The sequence below is a fragment of the Pseudomonas floridensis genome, assembly GCF_002087235.1.
GTDB classification, from domain to species: Bacteria; Pseudomonadota; Gammaproteobacteria; order Pseudomonadales; family Pseudomonadaceae; genus Aquipseudomonas; species Aquipseudomonas floridensis.
This window is the reverse complement of the sequence record NZ_MUIO01000017.1, coordinates 47,244-69,680: the sequence shown is the minus strand read 5'-3', so window position 1 is coordinate 69,680 and position 22,437 is coordinate 47,244. Positions and strand designations below refer to the sequence as shown.

23 protein-coding genes are annotated in these 22,437 nt (G+C 60.3%); all 23 read left to right on the top strand.

From position 1 onward, the window contains the following. Positions 1-1,325, top strand: a 1,325-nt coding sequence (fliI, locus tag BZK31_RS06050; RefSeq protein ID WP_083181881.1) for a flagellar protein export ATPase FliI, incomplete at its 5' end; no start/stop codon positions are given. Positions 1,326-1,331: 6 nt separating this feature from the next. After that, positions 1,332-1,781, top strand: a complete 450-nt coding sequence (gene fliJ / locus BZK31_RS06045; RefSeq protein ID WP_083181880.1) for a flagellar export protein FliJ — start codon at positions 1,332-1,334, stop codon at positions 1,779-1,781. A 78-nt stretch (positions 1,782-1,859) separates the two neighbouring features. Further along, positions 1,860-2,162, top strand: coding sequence for an STAS domain-containing protein (locus BZK31_RS06040; protein ID WP_083181879.1), 303 nt, complete (start codon positions 1,860-1,862; stop codon positions 2,160-2,162). A 3-nt stretch (positions 2,163-2,165) separates the two neighbouring features. Beyond that, the gene (locus BZK31_RS06035; RefSeq protein WP_083181878.1) at positions 2,166-3,863 is read left to right on the top strand and encodes a fused response regulator/phosphatase; all 1,698 of its coding nucleotides are present in this window, start codon (positions 2,166-2,168) and stop codon (positions 3,861-3,863) included. A 43-nt stretch (positions 3,864-3,906) separates the two neighbouring features. Further along, positions 3,907-4,263: an Hpt domain-containing protein gene (locus BZK31_RS06030; RefSeq protein ID WP_083181877.1), complete on the top strand. Its 357-nt coding sequence runs from the start codon at positions 3,907-3,909 to the stop codon at positions 4,261-4,263. A 92-nt stretch (positions 4,264-4,355) separates the two neighbouring features. Then, complete coding sequence (locus BZK31_RS06025; RefSeq protein ID WP_083181876.1) at positions 4,356-5,768, top strand: flagellar hook-length control protein FliK; 1,413 nt, start codon at positions 4,356-4,358, stop codon at positions 5,766-5,768. 213 nt (positions 5,769-5,981) lie between these two features. After that, positions 5,982-6,482 carry a flagellar basal body-associated protein FliL gene (fliL, locus tag BZK31_RS06020; protein ID WP_083181875.1) on the top strand — a complete coding sequence of 167 codons (501 nt, stop codon included), beginning with the start codon at positions 5,982-5,984 and terminating at the stop codon, positions 6,480-6,482. 9 nt (positions 6,483-6,491) lie between these two features. Beyond that, complete coding sequence (fliM, locus tag BZK31_RS06015) at positions 6,492-7,460, top strand: flagellar motor switch protein FliM (protein ID WP_083181874.1); 969 nt, start codon at positions 6,492-6,494, stop codon at positions 7,458-7,460. 62 nt (positions 7,461-7,522) lie between these two features. Next, positions 7,523-7,984 (top strand): flagellar motor switch protein FliN, encoded by a 462-nt coding sequence (gene fliN / locus BZK31_RS06010; protein ID WP_083181873.1) that lies wholly within the window; start codon positions 7,523-7,525, stop codon positions 7,982-7,984. 27 nt (positions 7,985-8,011) lie between these two features. Continuing rightward, complete coding sequence (gene fliO / locus BZK31_RS06005) at positions 8,012-8,422, top strand: flagellar biosynthetic protein FliO (protein WP_415639555.1); 411 nt, start codon at positions 8,012-8,014, stop codon at positions 8,420-8,422. Beyond that, complete coding sequence (gene fliP / locus BZK31_RS06000; RefSeq protein ID WP_083181871.1) at positions 8,422-9,174, top strand: flagellar type III secretion system pore protein FliP; 753 nt, start codon at positions 8,422-8,424, stop codon at positions 9,172-9,174. Before fliO ends, fliP begins: the two co-directional genes overlap by 1 nt. Positions 9,175-9,199: 25 nt before the next feature. After that, a complete protein-coding gene (gene fliQ, locus BZK31_RS05995) occupies positions 9,200-9,469 on the top strand; it encodes a flagellar biosynthesis protein FliQ (RefSeq protein ID WP_083181870.1) in 270 nt (89 codons plus the stop codon). Between the two features lie 6 nt (positions 9,470-9,475). Then, entirely contained in the window at positions 9,476-10,261 is a 786-nt protein-coding gene (fliR, locus tag BZK31_RS05990; RefSeq protein WP_083181869.1) for a flagellar biosynthetic protein FliR, read from the top strand. Between the two features lies 1 nt (position 10,262). Continuing rightward, positions 10,263-11,399 (top strand): flagellar biosynthesis protein FlhB, encoded by a 1,137-nt coding sequence (gene flhB, locus BZK31_RS05985; RefSeq protein ID WP_083181868.1) that lies wholly within the window; start codon positions 10,263-10,265, stop codon positions 11,397-11,399. Positions 11,400-11,573: 174 nt separating this feature from the next. Beyond that, positions 11,574-13,703: a flagellar biosynthesis protein FlhA gene (gene flhA / locus BZK31_RS05980; protein ID WP_083181867.1), complete on the top strand. Its 2,130-nt coding sequence runs from the start codon at positions 11,574-11,576 to the stop codon at positions 13,701-13,703. Between the two features lie 11 nt (positions 13,704-13,714). After that, positions 13,715-15,049 carry a flagellar biosynthesis GTPase FlhF gene (gene flhF / locus BZK31_RS05975; RefSeq protein ID WP_083181866.1) on the top strand — a complete coding sequence of 445 codons (1,335 nt, stop codon included), beginning with the start codon at positions 13,715-13,717 and terminating at the stop codon, positions 15,047-15,049. Positions 15,050-15,164: 115 nt separating this feature from the next. After that, entirely contained in the window at positions 15,165-15,998 is an 834-nt protein-coding gene (gene fleN, locus BZK31_RS05970) for a flagellar synthesis regulator FleN (protein ID WP_003412391.1), read from the top strand. Then, entirely contained in the window at positions 15,995-16,735 is a 741-nt protein-coding gene (gene fliA / locus BZK31_RS05965; protein ID WP_002554271.1) for an RNA polymerase sigma factor FliA, read from the top strand. The genes fleN and fliA overlap by 4 nt, the downstream gene beginning before the upstream one ends. A 255-nt stretch (positions 16,736-16,990) precedes the next feature. Continuing rightward, a complete protein-coding gene (locus BZK31_RS05960) occupies positions 16,991-17,365 on the top strand; it encodes a chemotaxis response regulator CheY (RefSeq protein WP_161627625.1) in 375 nt (124 codons plus the stop codon). 19 nt (positions 17,366-17,384) lie between these two features. Further along, positions 17,385-18,170, top strand: a complete 786-nt coding sequence (locus BZK31_RS05955; protein WP_083181865.1) for a protein phosphatase CheZ — start codon at positions 17,385-17,387, stop codon at positions 18,168-18,170. Positions 18,171-18,202: 32 nt separating this feature from the next. Next, positions 18,203-20,470: a chemotaxis protein CheA gene (locus BZK31_RS05950; protein ID WP_083181864.1), complete on the top strand. Its 2,268-nt coding sequence runs from the start codon at positions 18,203-18,205 to the stop codon at positions 20,468-20,470. A 51-nt stretch (positions 20,471-20,521) separates the two neighbouring features. Then, a complete protein-coding gene (locus tag BZK31_RS05945; protein WP_083181863.1) occupies positions 20,522-21,697 on the top strand; it encodes a protein-glutamate methylesterase/protein-glutamine glutaminase in 1,176 nt (391 codons plus the stop codon). Beyond that, positions 21,697-22,437: a flagellar motor protein gene (locus BZK31_RS05940; RefSeq protein WP_083181862.1), complete on the top strand. Its 741-nt coding sequence runs from the start codon at positions 21,697-21,699 to the stop codon at positions 22,435-22,437. Before BZK31_RS05945 ends, BZK31_RS05940 begins: the two co-directional genes overlap by 1 nt.

The following is a 22,437-nucleotide window of genomic DNA, read 5'->3' as shown; positions in this document are numbered from 1 at the left end:
TGGGGACCTACTCCAGCGCAATCAGTCTGCCTGCGCAACCGGTGGTCGAAGGGCGACTGCTGCGCATGGTCGGCCTGACGCTGGAAGCCGAAGGTCTGCGCGCTGCCATGGGCAGCCGCTGCGTGGTGATCAACGACGACAGCCATCATCCGGTCGAAGTCGAAGCCGAAGTGATGGGCTTTTCCGGTGGCAAAGTATTTCTGATGCCGGTCGGCAGCGTTGCGGGCATTGCGCCCGGCGCGCGCGTCGTCCCGCTGGCCGATGCCGGTCGCCTGCCGATGGGCATGAGCATGCTGGGCCGGGTGCTGGACGGGGCAGGTCGCCCGCTGGACGGGCGTCCGCCGATCAAGGCCGAAGACTGGGTGCCTATGGACGGCCCGACGATCAACCCGCTCAAGCGTGACCCCATCAGCCAGCCACTGGATGTCGGCATTCGCTGCATCAACGGTTTATTGACGGTCGGACGTGGTCAGCGCCTTGGCCTGTTTGCCGGTACCGGCGTGGGTAAGAGTGTGCTGCTGGGCATGATGACGCGCTTTACCGAAGCGGACATTATCGTGGTCGGCCTGATCGGCGAGCGGGGCCGCGAGGTGAAGGAATTCATCGAGCATATTCTTGGCGAGGAAGGCCTCAAGCGTTCGGTGGTGGTCGCCTCGCCAGCCGACGATGCGCCATTGATGCGTCTGCGCGCGGCGATGTACTGCACGCGCATTGCCGAATATTTTCGCGATCAGGGCAAGAACGTCCTGTTGCTGATGGACTCACTGACCCGTTTCGCCCAGGCCCAGCGTGAAATCGCCCTGGCCATCGGTGAGCCGCCCGCGACCAAGGGTTATCCACCGTCGGTGTTCGCCCGTCTGCCAAAACTGGTGGAACGGGCCGGTAACGCCGAAGCCGGTGGTGGGTCGATCACCGCTTTCTATACCGTATTGTCCGAAGGCGACGATCAGCAGGATCCCATCGCCGACTCCGCGCGCGGCGTACTTGACGGGCACATTGTGCTTTCAAGGCGACTGGCCGAAGAAGGGCACTATCCCGCCATCGACATCGAAGCTTCGATCAGCCGGGTCATGCCTTCCGTGGTAACGCCTGAGCACATGGCCCGGGCGCAGCATTTCAAACAACTGTGGTCGCGCTATCAACAGACCCGCGACCTGATAAGCGTGGGTGCGTATGTCGCCGGTGGCGACCGGGAAACCGACATGGCCATTGCCCTGCATCCGGCGCTGGTGCGCTATCAGCGTCAGGGGTTGCGCGACAACGAGAGCATGCAGGCCAGTGGCGAGGCGCTGGCGTCGGTGTTCGGTCCGGCGCCGGGCGGCTGATAGACCATGGCCCAGAGTCGAGCGGCGCGTCTGGCGCCTGTGGTCGAGATGGCGGAGGCGGCCGAGCGTTCGGCTGCCCAGCGGCTCGGGCATTTTCAGGGACAGGTCAATCTGGCCAACAACAAACTGCAGGAACTGGATCAGTTTCGCCACGACTATCAGCAGCAGTGGCTGCAGCGCGGCAGTTCCGGGGTTTCCGGTCAATGGTTGCTGGGCTATCAGCGTTTTTTGAGTCAGCTCGACGTCGCCGTTGCCCAGCAATACAAAAGCCTTGAGTGGCACAAGGTCAATCTGGAGAAAGCGCGCGGTTCCTGGCAGGAGGCCTATGCGCGAGTTGAAGGATTGCGCAAACTGGTCCAGCGCTATATGGACGAGGCCCGCAAGCTTGAAGACAAGCGTGAGCAGAAGTTGCTGGATGAGTTATCCCAGCGATTGCCGCGTCATCAGCAGGATTGACGCTGATTTTACCCAGGCAATCGCCCAGTCTGGTCTACGCTCACAGTGTCTCGGCGACGAAACATTTCAGGAATTTCTATGACAGTCACTTCCGAGCTTTCTCCGGACCGCCAGCAACTCACGCTCTATATCGCAGGTCGCTTCGACTTTGCGACTCACCAGGCGTTTCGCAGCGCCTACGAAGATCAACCCGGGCATTTGAGCTACGTCGTCGATCTGCGCGACACCCATTACCTGGACAGTTCGGCACTCGGAATGCTGTTGTTGCTGCGTGACCATGCAGGCGGTGACCGGGCGCAGGTACGGCTGATCAATTGCTCGGCCGACGTGTTCAAGATCCTCGCCATTTCCAATTTCTCGAAGCTGTTTCAGTTGGGTTGACCTGTGCAGGCTTCCTCGAAAGGCTTGTGCATCCTGATCGCCGACGACAGCCCCAGTGATCGCTTGCTGCTTTCCACGCTGATTGCCCGTCAGGGGCATCGGGTACTGAGCGCGGCCAATGGTCTGGAAGCCGTGGCCATCTTCAGCGCCGAGCGTCCGCACCTGGTGCTGATGGACGCAATGATGCCGCTCATGGATGGCTTCGAGGCCGCGCGGCGTATCAAGGTCATGGCCGGCGATTCGCTGGTGCCGATCATCTTTCTCACCTCGCTCACCGAGGGCGAGGCGCTGGCGCGCTGTCTGGATGCGGGGGGTGATGACTTTGTGTCCAAGCCCTACAATGCCCAGGTACTGGCGGCCAAGATCAATGCCATGAACCGTCTGCGGCTTTTGCAGGAAACCGTTCTGCAACAGCGCGACCTGATCACCACCCACCATGAATACCTGCTCAACGAGCAGCGTGTCGCGAAGGCCGTTTTCGATCAGGTGGCGCATTCTGGCTGCCTGGGTGCGGCGAACATCCGTTACCTGCAATCGCCTTACGCGCTGTTCAATGGCGACCTGATGCTCGCGGCCTACACGCCCGCCGGGCACATGCATGTGCTGTTGGGGGATTTCACCGGGCATGGCTTGCCCGCGGCAGTCGGCGCCATGCCGCTGGCGGAGGTGTTCTACGGCATGACCGCCAAGGGTTTCGGGCTGGTCGAGATCCTGCGCGAGATGAACGCCAAGCTGAAGCGCATTCTGCCGGTCGACATGTTCTGCTGCGCCACGCTGCTGTGCGTCAATCTCGGGCAGCGTCAGGTCGAGGTCTGGAACGGCGGCTTGCCGGATGGTTATCTGCTGCGCGCCGACGGCGGCGAGCCGGTGACGCTGGTCTCGCGGCATCTGCCCCTTGGCGTGTTGGGTGTGGACGCCTTCGAAGTGCGTACCGACGTCTATCCTCTGGCGTTGGGTGACCGGATCTTTCTGCTTTCCGATGGTGTGCTCGATACCACTGACAGTCATGATCAGGTGTTCGGCGTGCAGCGACTGCGCGCCGTTCTGGCTGCCAATGGCCAGCCGACATTATTGATTCAGGAAATCCTCGAGGCGTTGAATGCGTTCGGCGGCAAGGCGCGCGATGACGTCAGTCTGCTGGAGATCACGGTCATCGATGATCCGCTCGATCCACTGCCTGCGCCGACCTATTCCGACAGCGGCGCTTCGAGCCCGCTCGACTGGTCGGCAAGCTTCGAATTCCGGGCCTCGACGCTCAAGCGTTTCAACCCTGTGCCCTACGTCCTGCAGCTGCTGCTGGAGGTCCATGGACTGCGCAGCCAGGGCGGCGCGCTGCATGCGGTGATGGGTGAGCTGTACAACAATGCGCTGGAGCACGGTGTGCTGGGACTGGATTCGGCGCTCAAGCATGATGCGGCCGGTTTTGCCCGCTACTATGAGCAGCGTGGCGAACGTCTGGACGGGCTGCAGAGCGGCTTCATCCGGATGAATCTGCACATTGAACCTGTCGGGCAGGGCGGCCGTCTGACACTGAGCGTGGAAGACAGCGGCAATGGTTTCGATGCGCAGCGGGTGGTTGAAAAAGTGCCTGCGGTAGATGGCTTGTACGGCCGGGGCATCAGGCTTGTGTGTGAATTGAGCCGGCAGGCTCGATGGTCCATGGATGGCAGGATCGCCTGCGTGGAATTTTCTTGGGAGTGAGTGGCATAATCGCGCCCTGGAGTCTTGATCAAGGAGTGAGCAAGTGTCGATTCATCTGGATTACAGCGTGTTGAGCACATTGCAGGAAGTGATGGAGGACGAATATCCGACATTGCTGGATATTTTTCTCAAGGATTCCGAGCAGCGCCTGTCGCAGTTGCGTCTGGCCCTCGAACCCCATGGTCCGGATCTGGAAACGTTGAGTCTGGCCGCGCACAGCTTCAAAGGCAGCAGTAGCAACATGGGTGCCTTGCGTCTCTCCGAGCTGTGCCGCGAACTGGAAGAGCGTGCCCGCCAACAGCAGAGTGCCGGGCTCGAAGAGTTGATCGGCAAGATCGACAGCGAATACATGACCATCCGCCGACTTTTCAATGCCGAGCGTCAACTGTTCATCGATTGATCCCTTCGTAACGCATTTCGAGGCCGCCATTTTCAGGTTGGCCTGTATCTTGCTTCGTCCTTCGGTAACCAGCTGCTCATGCGGAGACCGAAATGCCCCTCGCCACCAACGCGCTTCTTCAGGCCACTGCCACTGCGACCTCGCGGTCCGGTTCGGCCTCCAATGCGATCAAGCCCGCAGACAGCGGCAAAGACGAGACCTCCAGCTTCTCCAACGTCTATGCCAAACAGACAAAAGACGCGACGCCAGCGCGCGATGATGCTCCGGTCAAGTCGAAGCAGGACAAGGCTGCGCCCGACAAGGACAAGGTTGCCGGCGGCAAGGACAAGCCCGTTGCCGATCAGAAGGCGGCCGCTGAAACGCCGACGGTTGCCGATAGCGGCAATGGTTTGCCTGCGCAGCCGACCACCAGCGCCGACACTGAACAGACCGAGACCGATCTTTCACAGGTCGATGTTCTGGTCAGCGGCGATGTCGTGCCGGTGGTGGATCCAGCGCTTAACCCAGCCTTACAGGCAATGGCTGCTCAACTGCCTGCCGCGCCGTCGACGCCAGATGTCTCTGATGCCTTGAAGGTCGCAACTGCTGATCCCAAGGCATTGACGGCCATCGACGTTGCCGCCGCCAAGCCTGCCACGCCGCTCGTGGCCGCCGAGGAGGGCTTCGATCCTGAAGCGGATCCGCTGGACGGGCTGGAAGTGGTGCAACTGGCGCTGGAAAACGCCAATGCCAAAACACAGTTGGCGGCACAGAACGCTCACGCCGCCAGCAAGGCGACGCCTTCCAACGCTGAGGCCGACCCGGCGCAGAATATCGCCAATAACCTGTCGCTCATAAGCGAGCAGTTGCCATCGGATGACAGCAGCACCGAAAGCAGTGACAAATCGTTCAGCGGTCTGATCGGTGAAGGCCTCAAGGATGTCAAAAGCGCCGCTGGCGACACCCGTGTGGACAACTTCGCTGACCGCCTCGCGGCACTGAGTCAGGCTGCCCAGCCCGCCAGGGCCGCAGCGGCACCGGCATCCACACCCTTGATGAATCAGCCGCTGGCCATGCATCAAAGTGGCTGGACCGAAGGGGTCGTGGATCGGGTCATGTACCTGTCGAGCCAGAACCTGAAGTCGGCTGAAATCAAGCTGGAACCGGCTGAACTCGGTCGTCTGGACATCCGCGTCAATATGGCCCCGGATCAACAGACGCAGGTGACGTTCATGAGCGCCCATGTCGGCGTGCGTGAAGCGCTGGAAAGTCAGATGTCCCGACTGCGTGACTCGTTTACTCAGCAGGGGCTCGGCCAGGTCGATGTGAATGTCTCGGATCAGTCGCAACAGCAGGCTCAGCAGCAGGCGCAAGAGCAGGCCAGTCGGGCGCAGCGCGGTGGTCGCGGCGGTGGCATGGGGTCGGGTGATGCTTCCGACGATGCACCGATTGCCGACGCCGCGGTGCCTGTCAGTCAGCCTGCCGCCCGGGTCATCGGCACCAGCGAGATCGATTACTACGCCTGATCCGCATCCTCATCACCGGCAAATCCTGGATCGTGCCCGCATGCCGCGGCACGATTGCGCCCCGAGGCGCTTGCCGGTGCTTCAATCGGCCTCTCAGCAGGCCGCCGGTAACTGTTTGTGTCCGATAATTACCCTCTGACACAACTCTGGCATAACACTTGCTCAATCCCTGTCATGTATTGAAGACCCCTTGAATAGTGACGGATTATTGGCATGGCGAAGAGCGAAGAAGTTAAAGACCCCGCTTCCAAAGGTAAACTCAAGCTCATCATCGTAGCGGTCGTGGCATTACTGCTCGCTGTCGGTCTGTCCGTGGGCGCGACCTGGTTCATCATGCACAAGAGTGAAAGCGCGCCTGATCCGGCAGTTGCCGCAGCCGCCGCGAATGCCAAGCCAGTGGCGGTCTATGAGCCCCTGACGCCAGCCTTCGTGGTCAACTTCAACGCCAATGGCCGCCAGCGCTACATGCAGGTCAGCATCACCATGCTGTCGCGCAATGCCGCTGACATGGAAGCCTTGAAGGCGCACATGCCGGTGATCCGCAACAATCTGGTCATGCTGTTCGCAGGCATTCCCTTCGAATCGCTGGCTTCGCCCATCGGTCAGGAAATGCTGCGTCAGAAGGCAACAGCCAGCATCCAGGAAGTGGCGCAGAAAGAACTCGGCAAGACTGTGATCGAACAGCTGCTGTTCACTAATTTCGTATTGCAGTAGGACCCTCACATGGCCGTGCAAGACCTGCTGTCCCAGGATGAAATCGATGCGCTGTTGCATGGCGTTGACGATGGTATGGTCCAGACAGAAAGCCCCGGCGAGCCCGGAAGCGTCAAAAGTTATGACCTGACCAGTCAGGACCGGATCGTGCGCGGGCGCATGCCGACCCTGGAAATGATCAACGAGCGATTCGCCCGTTACACCCGTATCAGCATGTTCAACCTGCTGCGCCGCTCGGCGGACGTGGCGGTGGGTGGTGTACAGGTCATGAAGTTCGGTGAGTACGTGCATTCGCTGTACGTGCCCACCAGTCTCAACCTGGCCAAGATCAAGCCGCTGCGCGGTACGGCGTTGTTCATCCTGGACGCCAAGCTGGTATTCAAGCTGGTGGACAACTTCTTCGGCGGTGATGGCCGTCACGCCAAGATCGAGGGCCGTGAGTTCACGCCGACCGAGCTGCGTGTGGTGCGGATGGTGCTGGATCAGGCGTTCATCGACCTGAAGGAGGCCTGGCAGGCGATCATGGAAGTGAACTTCGAGTACATCAACTCGGAAGTGAACCCGGCCATGGCCAATATCGTCGGGCCGAGCGAAGCCGTGGTGATCTCTACCTTCCACATCGAACTCGATGGCGGTGGCGGCGATCTGCACGTGACCATGCCGTATTCGATGATCGAGCCGATCCGTGAAATGCTCGATGCCGGTTTCCAGTCGGACCTGGACGATCAGGACGAGCGCTGGGTCAATGCACTCAAGGAAGACGTGCTGGACGTCAACGTGCCGCTGAGCACGACCATTGCCCAGCGCCAGTTGCCTCTGCGCGACATCCTGCACATGCGCCCTGGCGACGTGATCCCGGTCGAACTGGCCGATTCACTGGTCATGCGAGCCAACGGCGTACCTTCGTTCAAGGTCAAGCTCGGCTCGCACAAGGGCAAGATGGCCCTGCAAGTAATCGAACCCATAGCGCGACGTTGACCTGTCGGGTCGACGTCGCAACATTGTTGCGTAATTGAATCACTGCTTGCAGAGGACAACCGATGGCTGATGAAAACGATATGACGTCTGCTGAAGATCAGGCGCTGGCCGATGAATGGGCCGCGGCACTGGGTGAAGCGGGCGAGGGCGGTCAAGCCGATATTGACGCGCTGCTGGCGGCCGACGCGGGCAACGCGGCCAATCGCATGACCATGGAAGAGTTCGGCAGCGTGCCGAAAAGCAATGCACCGGTGTCGCTGGACGGCCCGAACCTGGACGTGATTCTGGATATCCCGGTGTCGATCTCCATGGAAGTGGGCAGCACCGACATCAACATCCGCAACCTCCTGCAACTCAACCAGGGCTCGGTCATCGAGCTGGATCGTCTGGCGGGTGAGCCGTTGGACGTGCTGGTCAACGGTACGCTGATCGCTCATGGCGAAGTGGTGGTGGTCAACGAAAAGTTCGGCATCCGTCTGACTGACGTGATCAGCCCGAGTGAACGCATCAAGAAGTTGCGCTAAGTGAAGCGGCTGCTGATTCTTCTGTCGATGCTGCCTTCGCTGGTATTGGCTGCCGAACCCGCTGCGCAGGCAGCGCCCGTCGTGGCCAACACCGCGTCGGGCGGCATGGGCGGTCAGGTGGTGCAGTTGCTGCTGGGGCTGCTGCTGGTGGTCGGTCTGATTTTCGTGCTGGCGTGGGTCATGCGCCGCGTACAGCGGGTCGGACCGAACAACAGTCAGGTCATCGAACTGGTGAGTTCGCGGGCGATCGGGCCGCGTGATCGTCTGGTGCTGGTTCAGGTGGGTAATGAACAGGTTCTGCTGGGCATCACGCCGGGTAACATCACCACTCTGCATGTGCTCAAGGAGCCCGTGCAGGTGCCGGTTCGCGAGCAGACCACCCCTGAATTCGCTCAGCGTCTGCTGGAATTGATGGGCAAGGATAAGGACAAGAAGTAATGGGCGCCTTGCGTTTCCTGATTCTGTTGCTGTTGGTGATGGCTGCGCCGGTCGCGCTGGCGGCCGATCCGCTGTCGATCCCGGCGATCACGCTGTCCAACGGCGCCGACGGTCAGCAGGAATATTCGGTCAGTCTGCAGATCCTGCTGATCATGACGGCGCTGAGCTTCATTCCGGCGTTCGTCATGCTGATGACCAGCTTCACCCGGATCATCATTGTCTTTTCGATTCTGCGTCAGGCTCTGGGTCTGCAGCAGACGCCGTCCAACCAGATCCTGACCGGCATGGCGCTGTTTCTGACCATGTTCATCATGGCGCCGGTGTTCGATCGGGTGAATCAGGATGCCTTGCAACCCTATCTGGCCGAGCAATTGTCGGCGCAGGATGCGGTCGCCAAGGCGCAGGTGCCGATCAAGGACTTCATGCTGGCGCAGACCCGCACCAGCGACCTCGAACTGTTCATGCGTTTGTCCAAGCGTACCGATATCCCGACGCCGGATGCGGCGCCGCTGACCATTCTGGTGCCGGCGTTCGTGATCTCCGAACTCAAGACGGCGTTCCAGATTGGCTTCATGATCTTCATCCCGTTTCTGATCATCGACCTGGTGGTCGCCAGTGTGCTGATGGCCATGGGTATGATGATGCTGTCGCCGCTGATCATTTCCCTGCCGTTTAAGATCATGCTGTTCGTACTGGTGGACGGCTGGGCGCTGATCGTTGGCACACTGGCCGGCAGTTTTGGTGGCGTATGAGGCGTTTTACTGAGGAGTCTGCGCAATGACGCCGGAAGTAGCGGTCGATCTGTTCCGCGAAGCGCTGTGGCTGACCACTGTGCTGGTTGCGATTCTCGTGGTGCCGAGCCTGATCTGTGGTCTGCTGGTGGCGATGTTTCAGGCTGCCACTCAGATCAACGAACAAACCCTGAGCTTCTTGCCGCGCCTGATCGTCATGTTGATCACGCTCATCGTGATCGGCCCGTGGCTGCTGAAAATCTTCATGGAATACATGTTGTCGCTGTACAACAGCATTCCGACCCTGATCGGCTAGCGCCGCATGCAGCCGATGCTCGCGCTGACCGACACCCAGATCAGCACCTGGGTCGCCAGCTTCATGCTGCCGCTGTTTCGCATCATCGCCCTGTTGATGACCATGCCGATCATTGGCACAACGCTGGTTCCCCGGCGCGTGCGACTGTATCTTGCGGTGGCGATCACGGTAGTGGTTGCGCCGGTCCTGCCTGCGATGCCTACGGTGCAGGCGCTTGATCTGAGTGCGCTGTTGCTGATAGGCGAGCAGATCATCATCGGCGCGGGGCTGGGGCTTTCACTGCAACTGTTTTTCCATATTTTCGTGGTGGCCGGGCAGATCATCTCGACGCAGATGGGCATGGGCTTCGCCTCGATGGTCGACCCTACCAACGGCGTTTCATCGGCCACCATCGGGCAGTTTTTCACCATGCTGGTGACCCTGCTGTTCCTGGCCATGAACGGTCATCTGGTGGTGCTGGAAATCCTCACCGAAAGTTTCACCACCATGCCGGTGGGCAGCGGCCTGCTGGTCAATAATTTCTGGGAACTGGCCACCGGTCTCGGCTGGGTGCTGAGCTCCGGTTTGCGGCTGGTGCTGCCAGCGATCACCGCGCTGCTGATCATCAACATCGCGTTCGGTGTGATGACGCGTGCGGCGCCGCAGCTCAATATCTTCTCCATCGGTTTTCCACTCACGCTGGTGCTGGGCATGGTCATTCTGTGGCTGACGATGGGCGATATTCTCAATCAGTATCAGCCCATCGCCACCCAGGCCCTGCAAACGCTGCGCGACATGGTGAGGGCTCGTTGAGATGGCAGAAAACGAGAATGGCCAGGACAAGACGGAAGACCCCACGGAGAAGAAAGTCCGTGACTCAAGGGCCGAAGGGCAGATTGCGCGTTCCAAGGAGCTGACCACGCTGGTGGTGATGCTGATGGGCTCTGGCGGGGTGTTGATGTTTGGTGGCGGTATCGCGCAGATGATGTTCGAGCTGATGCGCGATAACTTCAGCATCACCCGTGAAACGCTGATGGATCAGGACTACATGGGCAAGGCACTGCTCAGTTCTGGTCTGCACGCCCTGATCGTGGTGCTGCCGTTCCTGATCGCCATGCTGATGGCGGCGCTGGTCGGTCCGATCATACTGGGTGGGTGGCTGTTCACGACCAAGTCGCTGATGCCCAAATTCAGCCGGATGAATCCTGCGGCAGGGCTCAAGCGGATGTTCTCACCCCATGCGCTGGTCGAGCTGCTCAAGTCGCTTGCCAAATTCCTGATCACGCTGGCGGTCGCGCTGGTGGTTCTGAGCAAGGAGCGCAACGATCTGGTGGCCATCGCGCACGAGCCGCTGGAGCAGGCCATCATCCACAGTTTGCAGGTGGTGGGCTGGAGCAGCTTCTGGATGGCCTGCGGCTTGATCTTCGTCGCCGCCGCCGACGTGCCGTTCGTGTTGTGGGAAGCGCACAAGAAACTGTTGATGACCAAGCAGGAAGTGCGCGACGAGCACAAGAACAGTGAAGGCAGCCCGGAGATCAAGCAGCGCATCCGTCAACTGCAGCGCGAGATGTCGCAGCGCCGCATGATGGCGTCGATCCCCGAGGCAGATGTGATCATCACCAACCCGACCCACTTTGCCGTGGCGCTCAAATACGATCCGGAGCAGGGCGGTGCTCCGATGCTGCTGGCCAAGGGCACCGATCTGGTGGCGTTGAAGATCCGCGAGATCGGTGCGCACAACCAGATTCTGATTCTCGAGTCGGCCGCCCTGGCGCGCTCGATCTACTACAGCACCGAGCTGGATCAGGAGATCCCGGCCGGGCTCTATCTGGCGGTGGCTCAGGTGTTGGCTTACGTCTACCAGATTCGCCAGTACCACGCAGGTCAGGGCAAGCGTCCCGATCCGCTGGGTGACGTGCCAATCCCGCCAGACTTGCAGCGCGATTCCTGACGGGTCTCCCGTCGACCTTCCACTTCCGGTGATTTCGCTCTCTGTGCCAGCTATTTCTGCCTTTTCAGGCCCGTGATTGCGGGCTTTTGAAAAGTTGGACAGCTTTTTGCAACAGGTCAGTTCAAGGTCGCCTTCGGCGTCAAAGTTTTGATCCAGTGCGCAGGTATAGAATCGGTGGAACGCTCTCAGATATTCAGTAGCGCACGCAGCAACATTGCAGGCCTGGGCCGTGGCCAGTTGGGTGTGCCGCTGTTGCTGCTGATCATGCTGGCAATGATGATGTTGCCCATTCCGCCATTTCTGCTTGACGTGTTGTTCACGTTCAACATCGCACTGTCCATCGTCGTGCTGCTGGTGTGCGTCTACGCGTTGCGCCCGCTGGACTTCTCTGTTTTTCCGACCATTCTGCTGGTCGCCACGCTGTTGCGCCTGGCCCTGAACGTCGCGTCGACCCGCGTGGTCATGCTGCACGGCCAGGATGGTCACGCTGCCGCGGGCAAGGTGATTCAGGCCTTCGGTGAGGTGGTGATCGGCGGCAACTATGTGGTCGGTATCGTGGTGTTCGCGATCCTGATGATTATCAACTTCGTGGTGATCACCAAGGGCGCCGGGCGCATTTCCGAAGTGAGTGCGCGTTTTACCCTCGACGCGATGCCAGGCAAGCAGATGGCGATCGACGCCGACCTCAACGCTGGCCTCATCGATCAGCCTGAAGCCAAGCGCCGTCGTGCGGAAGTGGCCGGAGAGGCCGAGTTCTACGGTTCCATGGACGGTGCCAGCAAGTTTGTTCGCGGTGATGCGATCGCCGGCCTGCTGATTCTGTTCATCAACCTCATCGGCGGCATGCTGGTCGGTATTCTGCAGCACAACATGACCTTTGGTGACGCAGGTCGCGTCTACACCTTGCTGACCATCGGTGACGGTTTGGTGGCACAGTTGCCATCACTGCTGCTGTCCACCGCTGCCGCGATCATGGTGACCCGTGCTTCCGGTTCGGAAGAAATGGGCAAGCTGATCAATCGCCAGATGTTCTCCTCATACAAGGCGCTGGGCGTCTCTGCCGGCATCATGATCGTGATGGGGCTGGTGCCTGGCATGCCGCACTTCGCTTTCATCGGGCTGGGCCTGGTGGCCGCGGGTGGCGCCTACCTGCTGTGGAAGAAAGAGAATCAGGTCAAGGTCGAGGCGTTGGCCGAGGTGCAGCGTCAACAGGACCTGCTGCCATCGCCGACCCGCGTTCAGGATTCCAAGGAGCTTGGCTGGGATGACGTCACGCCGATCGACATCATCGGTCTGGAAGTGGGTTATCGCCTTATTCCGCTGGTGGATCGCAATCAGGGTGGTCAACTGCTGGCGCGAATCAAGGGCGTGCGCAAGAAGCTGTCTCAGGAACTGGGCTTTCTGATGCCGACCGTGCACATTCGCGACAACCTCGATCTGGCGCCCAGCGCCTATCGCCTGACGCTGATGGGCGTGATCCTGGCCGAAGCCGAGATCTACCCCGACCGCGAGCTGGCGATCAACCCGGGTCAGGTGTTCGGCACGCTGAACGGCATCACCGCCAGAGATCCGGCATTCGGTCTGGAGGCGGTCTGGATCGAAATCAGCCAGCGCAGCCAGGCACAGTCCCTCGGTTATACGGTGGTGGACGCCAGCACCGTGGTGGCGACTCACTTGAACCAGATTCTGTACAAGCACTCCCATGAACTGATCGGCCACGAGGAGGTCCAGCAATTGATGCAATTGCTGGCCAAGAGCTCGCCAAAACTGGCTGAAGAGCTGGTTCCGGGTGTGCTTTCCCTGTCGTCGCTGCTTAATGTGCTCCAGGCGCTGCTGGCCGAGCACGTACCGGTGCGCGATATCCGCAGCATTGCAGAGGCTATCGCCAACAATGCCGGGAAGAGTCAAGATACCGCCGCTCTGGTGGCGGCGGTCCGCGTCGGCCTGAGCCGCGCAATCGTCCAAAGCATTGTAGGCATTGAGCCGGAGCTGCCTGTCATCACTCTGGAACCAAGGTTGGAACAGATATTGCTCAATAGTTTGCAGAAGGCTGGTCAGGGTCAGGAAGAAGGCGTTCTGCTCGAACCGAGCATGGCTGAAAAGCTCCAGCGTTCGTTGATCGAGGCGGCCCAGCGTCAGGAAATGCAAGGGTTGCCGGTCATTCTCCTGGTAGCGGGTCCGATCCGGGCCATGCTGTCACGATTTGGACGATTGGCTGTACCGAACATGCATGTTCTGGCGTATCAGGAAATTCCTGACAACAAGCAAGTTACCATCGTAGCGACTGTCGGGCCTAACGGCTGAGGTAGTGAGTCATGCAAGTTAAGCGATTTTTCGCCGCCGATATGCGTCAAGCCATGAAGCTGGTTCGCGATGAGCTGGGCGCAGAAGCGGCCATCATTGGCAACCGGCGCATTGCCGGTGGCGTCGAGCTGACTGCCGCGCTGGATTACAAGCTGTCAGCGCTGGCCCCGCGCGTGCCGAACATGGAGCTCGAAGACGAGCTGCGCAAGACTCAGTCGCGCATCGTCTCCGCTCAGGCTGAATTGAACAATCGCAGCGACAGCGACGCCTCGGTCAATCTTCAGCTGTTTTCCGGCAAACCGGTCAGCGCGGTCGACACCCATATCGAGCCAACCCTCGAAGAGCCGCCACGCCCGTTTGCCTACGCGCCGACGCCTGCGGCCGACTCCGCCAGTGCTGGTGGTCAGCGTGCCATCGACTCGATGCGCTCCGAATTGAACGGCCTGCGTGAGCTGCTGGAAGTGCAGCTCGGCTCACTGGCGTGGAATCAACTGCAAGGCAGCCGCCCGCAGCAGGCCAACCTGTGGCGTCGCCTGCAACGCGTCGGTCTCTCGGGTCCGTTGTCGCGTGACCTGCTGTCGATGATTCCGGACATTGACGAGCCTCGTCAGGCCTGGCGCATGTTGCTGGCGCACCTGGCCCGCATGATTGCCGTGCCTGACGTCGAGCCACTGGAAGAGGGCGGAGTGATCGCCATGGTCGGCCCTGCCGGCATGGGCAAGACCACCACCCTCGCCAAGCTGGCCGCTCGTTACGTGCTCAAATACGGCGCGCAGAATATCGCGCTGGTCAGCATGGACAGCTTCCGCATCGGCGCACAGGAACAACTCAAGACACTCGGCCGCATTCTCAATGTGCCAGTGACCCACGTCGATCCTGGCCAGTCGCTGGCGCAGGCTCTCGAGCCGCTGCTGCGCAAGCGCGTCGTCCTGATCGATACCGCGGGCCTGCAGGCCAGTGATCCGGCGCTGCGCATGCAGCTGGAAAGCCTGGCCGGTCGCGGCATCAAATCGCGCAACTATCTGGTACTGGCGACCACCAGCCAGAAGCAGGTGCTGACTGCGGCTTATCACAGTTACAAGCGTTGTGGCCTGGCCGGATGCATTCTGACCAAGCTGGATGAAACCGCCAGTCTGGGTGAAGTGCTGAGCCTGGCGATCAGTCATGAATTGCCGGTGGCCTACCTGACTGACGGGCCACGGATTCCTGACGATTTGCACATTCCGCGTCGTCACCAACTGGTGAGCCGTGCGGTCAGTGTGCAAATGCAGGACGAGCCGAGCGAAGAAGCGATGGCTGATATGTTTGCCGACCTCTATCACTCACCTGGCAAAAGGGTGGGTTGAGTGATGGAGATTACTGGAATGTCCCTGCATCGATGGTCTGCCAGGCATTGTTCGTCCGCGAACGTGCAGCCCGCAATGTGGCTTCGGTCTACGCAAGACAAGGTAAAGAAATAACATGGGCAGCATGCATCCCGTACAGGTTATTGCGGTGACCGGCGGCAAAGGTGGCGTCGGTAAGACTAACGTGTCAGTGAACCTCTCGCTGGCCCTTGCCGAGCTCGGCCGGCGCGTCATGCTGCTGGACGCCGATCTGGGTCTGGCCAATGTCGATGTTCTGCTGGGGCTGACACCCAAACGTACGCTCGCCGACGTGATAGAAGGCCGCTGCGAACTGCGCGACGTGCTGTTGCAGGGGCCGGGTGGTGTTCGCATCGTACCGGCCGCTTCCGGCACGCAGAGCATGGTGCATCTGTCTCCGGCGCAGCATGCCGGACTGATTCAGGCGTTCAGCGAGATTGGCGACAACCTCGACGTGCTGGTCATCGACACGGCGGCCGGTATTGGCGAGTCGGTGGTGAGTTTCGTTCGCGCCGCGCAGGAAGTGCTGCTGGTGGTCTGCGACGAACCGACCTCGATCACTGACGCCTACGCACTGATCAAACTGTTGAACCGCGATTACGGCATGAACCGTTTTCGGGTGCTGGCCAACATGGCCCAGAGCCCGCAGGAAGGCCGTAACCTGTTCGCCAAGCTGACCAAGGTCACGGACCGTTTTCTGGACGTGGCGCTGCAGTATGTTGGCGCCGTGCCTTACGACGAATGCGTGCGCAAGGCCGTGCAGAAGCAACGGGCCGTCTACGAAGCCTTTCCGCGTTCCAAGTGCGCGCTGGCGTTCAAGGCCATTGCCCAGAAGGTCGACACCTGGCCGTTGCCGGCCAACCCACGGGGTCACCTTGAATTCTTCGTCGAACGACTCGTTCACCAGACCAGTGCGGGGCCTGTCCAATGACAGCGAGCGGCTACCAGATGTACAGCAAGGCTTCCCGGAATTCGCAGTACGAGCTGATCGAGCGTTATGCGCCGTTGGTCAAGCGCATCGCCTATCACCTGCTGGCGCGTCTGCCGGCCAGCGTACAGGTTGAGGATCTGATCCAGGCCGGCATGATCGGTCTGCTGGAAGTCTCCACCAAATACGACTCCACCAAGGGCGCGAGTTTCGAGACCTATGCGGGTATTCGCATTCGTGGTGCAATGCTCGACGAAGTGCGCAAGGGCGACTGGGCGCCACGCTCGGTCCACCGCAATACGCGCATGGTGAGTGACGCAATTCGCGCAATTGAAGCGAAAACCGGACGTGACGCTAAAGATCACGAGGTTGCGGCCGAACTCCAGTTGAGTCTCGATGATTATTACGGGATTTTGAATGATACCTTGGGCAGCCGCCTCTTCAGTTTCGACGACCTGCTTCAGGATGGCGACCATGAAGGGCTGCACGAGGACGGTGCCAGCGGTTCGCTTGAACCGTCACGCGACCTGGAAGACGAGCGCTTCCAGGCCGCCCTGGCCGATGCGATTGCCAATTTGCCGGAGCGTGAGCGTCTGGTCTTGGCGCTGTACTACGACGAGGAGCTGAACCTCAAGGAAATCGGAGAAGTCCTGGGGGTCAGCGAGTCGCGGGTCAGTCAGTTACACAGCCAGTGCGCAGCTCGTTTGCGAGGGCGTTTGGGGGAGTGGCGAGCGCGTTGACAGTCGATGTGCGGCCCGGTGCCGCACGTTGGCTGCTAGCCGGCTGTGCAAAGCGTTGCGTGGTAACAGGATAGACACGGCAAGAGCCTGTCGGGCATCGCCTCGATGGGCTGTTCGTTCAGGTCTGTACCTGTCGTTTTGCCAAGCCCGTCGTCGTTTCGTACAGCCGGGGTGTGCTGTGCCAGTATTGAGTGAACAGCGTGTTCAGGTGCTGAACGCGTTAAAGACTGCTTGGAGGTCGAATTGGACAAGAACATGAAAATCCTCATCGTTGATGACTTCTCAACGATGCGGCGGATCATCAAGAACCTGTTGCGTGACCTTGGGTTCACCAACACATCGGAAGCGGACGACGGTCTGACCGCGCTGCCGATGTTGCAAAGCGGCGCCTTTGACTTTCTGGTGACGGACTGGAACATGCCTGGCATGTCCGGTATCGATCTGTTGCGTCAAGTCCGTCAGGACGAGCGCCTCAAGAGCCTTCCGGTGCTTATGGTCACTGCCGAAGCCAAGCGTGAGCAGATCATCGAAGCTGCTCAGGCCGGGGTGAATGGTTATGTCGTCAAGCCTTTCACGGCTCAAGCGCTGAAAGAAAAGATCGAAAAGATCTTTGAACGCGTCAATAGCTGATGCATGCCGTGAGGGCGCTATGGATAACACTGATTCGATGGCCGACTTTGAGTCGACCCTGAAAAGACACGCGCAGGAACTCGTCACCAGCCTTGAAAAAGGCCGTTTCGGCGAAGCTGTGCAACTGATCCATGAGCTCAACCAGACACGTGACCGCGGCCTGTATCAGGAAGTGGGCAAGCTGACTCGTGAGCTGCACAGTGCAATCGTCAACTTCCAGATCGATCCGCACATGCCTCAGGCCGAGGAGGTGTCGCAGATCACCGATGCCACCGAACGTCTGGGGTATGTCGTCCGGCTGACCGAGAATGCGGCCAACCGCACGATGGATCTGGTGGAAGAAAGCACACCGGTCATGAACGGGCTGAGTTCCGACGCCAAGGCGTTGAGCGAAGACTGGGGCCGTTTCATGCGCCGCGAAATCGGTGCTGAAGAATTCCGCGATCTCGCCAAGCGGGTCGATGGTTTTCTGACGCGTACCGAGAAGGAAACCCACCAGGTGTCCGCGCACCTGAATGACATTCTGCTCGCCCAGGATTATCAGGACCTCACCGGTCAGGTGATCAAGCGTGTCACGCAGTTGGTCACTGAAGTAGAAGGCAATTTGCTCAAACTGGTGCTCATGGCCAGCCATGTCGATCGCTTCGCAGGCATCGAACATGACGAAGAATCCATCCTTGCTGAAAAAGATCCTAAAAAACATCTCGCCAAGGGTGAAGGTCCGCAGATTCATGCCGATAAACGTGAAGACGTCGTATCCGGACAGGATGATGTAGACGATCTGCTATCGAGCCTCGGCTTCTAGGTCTGTTGACGGTTAATTTTAGGGAGCACCCCATGAGCTTCGGCGCCGATGAAGAAATCCTTCAGGATTTTCTGGTAGAGGCCGGCGAAATTCTGGAGCAGTTGTCAGAACAATTGGTCGAGCTGGAAAGCCGACCGGATGATGCTGACCTGCTCAATGCAATTTTTCGCGGTTTTCACACTGTAAAAGGGGGCGCCGGCTTCCTCCAGCTGCATGAGCTGGTGGAGTGCTGCCATATCGCCGAAAACGTGTTCGACATCCTTCGCAAGGGTGAGCGTCGCGTGGACTCCGAGCTCATGGACGTGGTTCTGGAAGCACTGGACACGGTCAACAGTATGTTTGGCCAGGTGCGCGAACGTACGGATCTGACACCCGCTACGCCAGAGTTGCTGGCAGCGCTGTCGCGTCTGGCCGAGCCGCAGTCCAATGACGAAGTTGCGGTGGCCGAACCTGAGCCGGAGCCAGTGGTTGAAGCCGCTGCTCCGGTTGCCGAGGCGGCTGGCGGTGACGACATCACTGATCAGGAATTCGAACAACTGCTCGATTCGCTGCACGGCTCCAAACCGGTGTCAGCACCTGCGGCGGCTCCGGCTGCCCAGGCCGCGTCGAGTGATGAAATCACCGATCAGGAATTCGAATCCCTGCTCGATCAGTTGCATGGCAAGGGCAAGTTTGCGGCTGACGTCGCGCCTGCGCCCGCTCCGGCAGCCAAGAGTGGTGGCAGCGCGCCGGCCAGTGACGAGATCACTGACGATGAGTTCGAGGCCCTGCTGGATCAGTTGCATGGCAAGGGGTCGTTCGACGCCGCTGCCGTTGTGCCTGTAGCCGCCGCGGCCGTTGCGGCCAAGGCACCTGCGGCCACAGCCTCTGCATCCGACGAAATCACCGACCACGAATTCGAAAGCCTTCTGGATGAGCTGCACGGCAAGGGCAAGTTCGAGCCTGAGGCTATCGTTGCGAAAGCCGCGGCACCTGCCGCCGCAGCGCCAGCCCCGGCAGCCAAACCTGCCGCGGCTCCGGCTGCCAAGGCTGCGCCTGCTCCGGCAGCCGCTCCAGCCAAGGCCGCAGTTGCTGCCCCCGCGCCGGCGCGTGCTCCGGCTGCCGGTGGCGAGAAGCCAGTGGCATCGGAAGCCGAAACCACGGTGCGCGTCGACACTGCGCGCCTGGACGAGATCATGAACATGGTCGGCGAACTGGTGCTGGTGCGTAACCGCCTGGTGCGTCTGGGCCTCAACAGTGGCGACGAAGCCATGTCCAAGGCTGTTTCCAACCTGGACGTGGTGACCGCCGACCTGCAGACCGCGGTGATGAAAACCCGCATGCAGCCGATCAAGAAAGTCTTTGGCCGCTTCCCGCGTCTGGTTCGCGACCTGGCTCGTCAGCTCAAGAAAGAGATCAATCTGGAACTGGTCGGCGAAGAGACCGATCTGGACAAGAACCTCGTCGAGGCTCTGGCCGATCCGCTGGTCCACTTGGTGCGCAACGCGGTTGACCACGGTATCGAAACACCGGAAGAACGCGAAGCCACCGGCAAGTCTCGCGGCGGCAAAGTGATTCTGGCTGCCGAGCAGGAGGGCGACCATATCCTGTTGTCGATTTCCGATGACGGCAAGGGCATGGACCCCAACGTGCTGCGTTCCATCGCGGTCAAGCGCGGCGTGATGGACAAGGATGCGGCCGATCGCCTGAGCGACACCGATTGCTACAACCTGATCTTCGCACCGGGTTTCTCGACCAAGACCGAGATCTCCGATGTGTCAGGCCGTGGCGTGGGCATGGACGTGGTGAAAACCAAGATTTCCCAGCTCAACGGGTCGATCAACATCTACTCGACCAAGGGCCAGGGCTCGAAGATCGTCATCAAGGTGCCGTTGACCCTGGCGATCATGCCGACGCTGATGGTCATGCTGGGCAATCAGGCCTTTGCGTTCCCGCTGGTCAACGTCAACGAAATCTTCCACCTGGACCTGTCGACCACCAACGTCGTCGATGGGCAAGAAGTGGTGATCGTGCGTGACAAGGCCTTGCCACTGTTCTACCTCAAGCGTTGGCTGGTCAGTTCGGCCGCCCACGAAGAGCAGCGTGAAGGGCATGTGGTGATTCTGTCTGTCGGCACCCAGCGCATCGGCTTTGTCGTCGATCAACTGGTGGGTCAGGAAGAAGTGGTGATCAAACCGCTGGGCAAGATGTTGCAAGGTACGCCAGGCATGTCGGGCGCCACCATCACCGGTGACGGTCGCATTGCCCTGATTCTCGATGTACCGAGCATGCTCAAGCGTTACGCCGCCCGGCGTATTTGATTCTGGGGTTGCGGGCAGCTTCGGCTGCCTGCGGCGCCTATTGGAGTGTTTATGGCAGTCAAGGTCCTGGTGGTGGATGATTCCGGTTTCTTCCGCCGCCGCGTCACGGAAATTCTTTCTTCGGACCCCAACATCCAGGTTGTCGGCACGGCAACCAATGGCAAGGAAGCGATCGAACAGGCGCTCGCGCTCAAGCCTGATGTGATCACCATGGACTACGAGATGCCGATGATGGATGGCATCACCGCCGTTCGCCATATCATGCAGCGCATTCCGACCCCGGTACTGATGTTCTCCTCGCTGACCCACGAAGGTGCCCGCGTCACGCTGGACGCACTGGACGCCGGCGCGGTGGATTTTCTGCCCAAGAATTTCGAAGACATTTCGCGCAACCCGCAAAAGGTCAAGCAACTGTTGTGCGAGAAGATCAACAGCATCTCGCGCAGTAATCGTCGTTTCACCGGAGCCAGTGCTGCGTCAGCGGCACCGGTTTCCCCACCCGCCCTGTCGGCGGCATCTGCCGCCCGCACGGCCGCGCCAGCATCGACAACGCCTGCGCGCAGCGTGCCGCCACGTGCCGCTGCGCCTGCGTCTCATGCTGCACACGCCCAGCCTCACGCGCATGCACCGTCGCATCCGACCACCTCGGGTACGCCGAAGCGCAAGGCGTACAAACTGGTCGCCATCGGCACGTCTACGGGTGGCCCGGTCGCGTTGCAGCGTGTGCTGACCCAATTGCCTGCCGGTTTTCCGGCACCGCTGGTGTTGATCCAACACATGCCGGCGGCGTTCACCAAGGCATTCGCCGAGCGTCTCGACAAACTGTGCAAGATCAGCGTCAAGGAAGCCGAAGACGGCGACGTGCTGCGCCCGGGTCTGGCGTTGCTGGCGCCTGGCGGCAAGCAGATGATGGTCGACAGTCGCGGCACAGTGAAAATTCTGCCCGGCGACGAGCGTCTCAATTACAAGCCGTGTGTGGACATCACCTTCGGATCGGCCGCCAAGTCCTACGGTGACAAGGTGCTTTCCGTGGTGCTGACCGGCATGGGAGCCGATGGCCGCGAGGGCGCTCGTCTGCTCAAGCAGGTCGGCGGCACGGTCTGGGCCCAGGATGAGGCCAGTTGCGTGATCTATGGTATGCCAATGGCCATCGTCAAGGCTGACCTGGCGGATGCGATCTACAGTCTGGACGACATCGGTCGTCACCTGGTCGAGGCGTGTATCTGATGGATGTACTGAGTCTGATCGGTCTTATCCTGGCGTTCGTGGCGATCATTGGCGGCAATTTTCTTGAAGGCGGACACCTCAGTGCATTGCTCAACGGCCCGGCTGCGCTGATCGTGATCGGCGGCACGCTGGGCGCTTCGCTGTTGCAGTCGCCAATGAGCGCCTTCATGCGCGCCATGAAGATCATTCGCTGGGTACTGTTCCCGCCGCGCGTCGATCTGCCCGGTGGCGTCGATCGTGTGATCGGCTGGAGCATGACTGCCCGCAAGGAAGGCCTGCTGGGGCTTGAGACGGTGGCGGATGCCGAGCCTGACAGTTACGCTCGCAAAGGCCTGCAACTGCTGGTCGATGGCGCCGAGCCCGAGGCGATTCGCAGCATTCTTGAAGTGGATTTCATCACCCAGGAAACCCGTGACATCCAGGCCGCCAAGGTATTCGAAAGCATGGGCGGCTATGCGCCGACCGTGGGCATCATCGGTGCTGTCATGGGCCTGATCCACGTCATGGGCAATCTGGCCGACCCCAGCCAGTTGGGCAGCGGCATTGCCGTGGCCTTCGTCGCGACCATCTATGGTGTCGCGACCGCTAACCTGATCCTGCTGCCGGTCGCCAACAAGCTCAAGGCCATTGCCCACCGCCAGGCGCGTTACCGCGAAATGCTGCTGGAAGGTCTGCTGTCCATTGCCGAGGGTGAAAACCCGCGCTCCATCGAACTCAAGCTGCAAGGCTTCATGGAGTAA